This window comes from Nostoc sp. CHAB 5715 (assembly GCF_020829685.1).
Lineage (GTDB): Bacteria > Cyanobacteriota > Cyanobacteriia > Cyanobacteriales > Nostocaceae > Nostoc.
Window position 1 is genome coordinate 1 of the sequence record NZ_JAIVFR010000928.1, and the last position, 2,935, is coordinate 2,935.

The window sequence follows — 2,935 nt, forward strand, 5'->3', positions numbered from 1 at the left end:
AAACTTCTTCCTTGGGGACAGATTTCGTAATAATAGTAGCGATCGCCCCTTTAGCTTTATGCCATTTAACTGCGGCAGTTAAATCCAAATCAATCAAAGCATCACCGCACAACACCACAAAGGTATCATCAAAAAAGGGCGAGAAGTCTTGGATGCGGCGCATCCCTCCAGCTGAACCTATTGCTTCGCCTTCGAGTTTACCGTTGTCATCAATTTTTCCTTCAAAGGAATAGGCAATTTGCACCCCAAACCGCTGACCGTCACGAAAATAGTTTTCTATTTCCTCAGCCAAATGACTAACGTTGACCATAATTTGGTCAAATCCATGTCGGCGTAACAATTCCAGCAAGAACTCCATCACTGGCTTTTGCAGGATGGGAATCATTGGTTTGGGAATTGTATAGGTAATCGGACGCACGCGAGTACCCTTGCCAGCCGCGAGAATCATCGCTTTCATAAAATTTATTCCTCAACCACAAGCCAGTTTACTTTTATCGAGTGATACTTAATCATCAATTTTTATTTCTGCTTTAAGTTATCTCTTTAACAGGGATAACAGGAATTTAGTGGTTATTGCAACCATAAGTATACTTAGATGACAAGCGATCGCTTATCTTTTCAATTTACTCGGATTTTGGGGCTGAATCAAAAATCTGTAAATTATCTGTAAAGCTACTTATCGCTTTCTTAGTTCATCGACTCCTCAAAAGGTTTGCCAGTCTTAGCTGAATCCGTAAGTAGCCGAACTTTAATCTCATGGTAAAACTCCTCTTGAAATAGCTCTACTTTCGACTGAGCCGAGAGTAACAGTAGCGCCCAGAAAACGCTAACTAAATTACTGTGTTGAGAATCATGTCCAGATCCATTGTGCTTGAGATGCTTTGTCTGAGTCCACAACTCTACAAGTTGTTCTAGATTCAACCAATTTTGTTCTAAATTTAGCTCCCTTGCCGACACATTCAACACCTGCTCTAGTTCCCCAGCTACTTCCGTCAGATTTTCCTGGTGAGCTAACTCCAGCGCCTCCCGCATACTTTGGACGCTAGGCAGCCGTCTGGGACGGATAGGTTTGTTGACTTTTTCAACCAGTTTTAGCTGGTTCGCCATAATCTGCAATTGCTTAATTAACTCTTGCAGAGTCACCCGGCGCTTTGGTGGGGGCATTGCCGATGGACGACGACGCAATTGCCGTTCTAATGGTAGACGATGACCCTGATGTGATATTCCGTCTTCATCTTCCAATAGGGAATCATCTACTACACCATCTTGTACATCTTCTACTGTTGACAATTGCATTAAGGTATTCGCTTTGAATAATACCAGCATTGATGCTGACAAAAAAGCTTGTCCAGATTGAGACAAGTCCGATTCATAACCTCTTCCTATTGCCTCCGGTGCCATTAGTTCTAAGTAACGGTCAATCACCTCAATCACTTGGACATCCCAAGGGTCAATTTCTCCCTGTTGGGCTTGGTAAATCAAGAGTGTGATTGTTTCTAATAACTCGGAAGCTTCCATTAACGGGTTCTAAGTTAATTAATGACAGGAATTGCCTGGTGGCAGTATCTCCTGAAATTTGTAATCAATCACCATTGTGAATTGTGAGATCGGATTGTGCAACTTTTGATTTTAGGTATTGGGCATGGGGAGTTATAACTCAATACAGTTCAGTTAACGCTAAAAACCTTACACTGTGTAGGTTGGGGAGCCACTGCGTTGGGCGGGTTTCCCGACTTGAAGCAAGTGGCGTTTGAGGAACGAAACCCAACATTTCCGGGGCTTTGTTGGGTTGCGCTTTGCTTAACCCAACCTACGATTTTTCACAAAGCCAAGCGTATTGAGTTATAACTTGAAAGTTCACCCTCAAAGACTCAAAGTAGAGCTTCTGAAGGTGAAAGTTGAGCTTCTGAGGGTGAAAGTTGAGCTTCTGAGGGTGAACGTTGAGCTTCTGAGGGTGAACGTTGAGCTTCTGAAGGTGAACGTTGAGCTTCTGAGGGTGAACGTTGAGCTTCTGAAGGTGAACGTTGAGCTTCAGAGGGTGAAAGTTGAGCTTCTGAGGGTGAATGTTGAGCTTCTGAGGGTGAACGTTGAGCTTCTGAGGGTGAACGTTGAGCTTCAGAGGGTGAATGTTGAGCTTCTGAGGGTGAATGTTGAGCTTCTGAGGGTGAACGTTGAGCTTCTGAGGGTGAACGTTGAGCTTCAGAGGGTGAAAGTTGAGCTTCTGAGGGTGAATGTTGAGCTTCTGAGGGTGAACGTTGAGCTTCTGAGGGTGAATGTTGAGCTTCTGAGGGTGAACGTTGAGCTTCTGAAGTCACCTTCAAGTTTTAACTCCCCTGCCCCCCCGGTTACTGAGCGCAGTCGAAGTCATTGGTGTTAACTTAAGCTAAAAATCGCTTATCTGTTGGCTTCCACGCCCGCCCAGAAATGAATTTCAGCGGCTCCTAGCTAAAGTCTACTTAAAGTAGACTAAAGATTTTTCTGATTATTTAGTCATCTTTAGATGACTTTCGCTATTAGCAAGGAACTTCAGTTCCTTGCGGGACATGGCTTTTACGTTAAGTTGACACGTATGAGTCGAAGTATGCCCCCCTGCCCTCTTAATCAGGGGGTGGGTCATGAGCAATAGTGACAGTTGATACAAAGTCACTTGGCTTACCGCTCTTGATCGCATCGAAAGTGCCTTTGATAGTACCAGCAATGGGAACAGCTACAAGTGTCCCCAACAACCCAGCAATCTCAAATCCCATCAAAATAGCTACAAAAATCCAGATGGGGTTCAGCCCAATAAAGTTGCCGAGTAACCTGGGAGCTAACAAGTTATCTTTAACCTGCTGCATGAGAATTGCGGCTATGGCAACTTGAACTGCCAACCACCAATTTTGCAGCAGTACTAAAATCGTCACTAAACCAATGCCGAGAGATGCCCCGATAAAGG

General features: G+C 44.2%; 4 protein-coding genes. 1 reads left to right on the plus strand and 3 read right to left on the minus strand.

All coding sequences use genetic code 11. The features are described from left to right. Positions 1–457, minus strand: a 457-nt coding sequence (locus LC574_RS33820) for a nucleotidyltransferase family protein (protein ID WP_229457976.1), incomplete at its 3' end; no start/stop codon positions are given. 230 nt (positions 458–687) lie between these two features. Further along, a complete protein-coding gene (locus LC574_RS33825) occupies positions 688–1,518 on the minus strand; it encodes a segregation/condensation protein A (protein ID WP_229457977.1) in 831 nt (276 codons plus the stop codon). 319 nt (positions 1,519–1,837) lie between these two features. On the opposite strand from LC574_RS33825, the gene LC574_RS33830 reads away from it, so the two are divergent. Continuing rightward, the gene (locus LC574_RS33830; protein WP_229457978.1) at positions 1,838–2,377 is read left to right on the plus strand and encodes a hypothetical protein; all 540 of its coding nucleotides are present in this window, start codon (positions 1,838–1,840) and stop codon (positions 2,375–2,377) included. Positions 2,378–2,597: 220 nt separating this feature from the next. On the opposite strand, the gene LC574_RS33835 is transcribed toward LC574_RS33830, so the two are convergent. Next, positions 2,598–2,935 (minus strand): AI-2E family transporter (locus LC574_RS33835; RefSeq protein WP_229457979.1); only part of this gene is annotated, 338 nt, incomplete at its 5' end.

Bases quoted from the DNA above. Each gene is read 5' to 3' on its own strand.
- LC574_RS33825 (WP_229457977.1), bottom strand. From the start codon at position 1,518: ATGGAAGCTTCCGAGTTATTAGAAACAATCACACTCTTGATTTACCAA.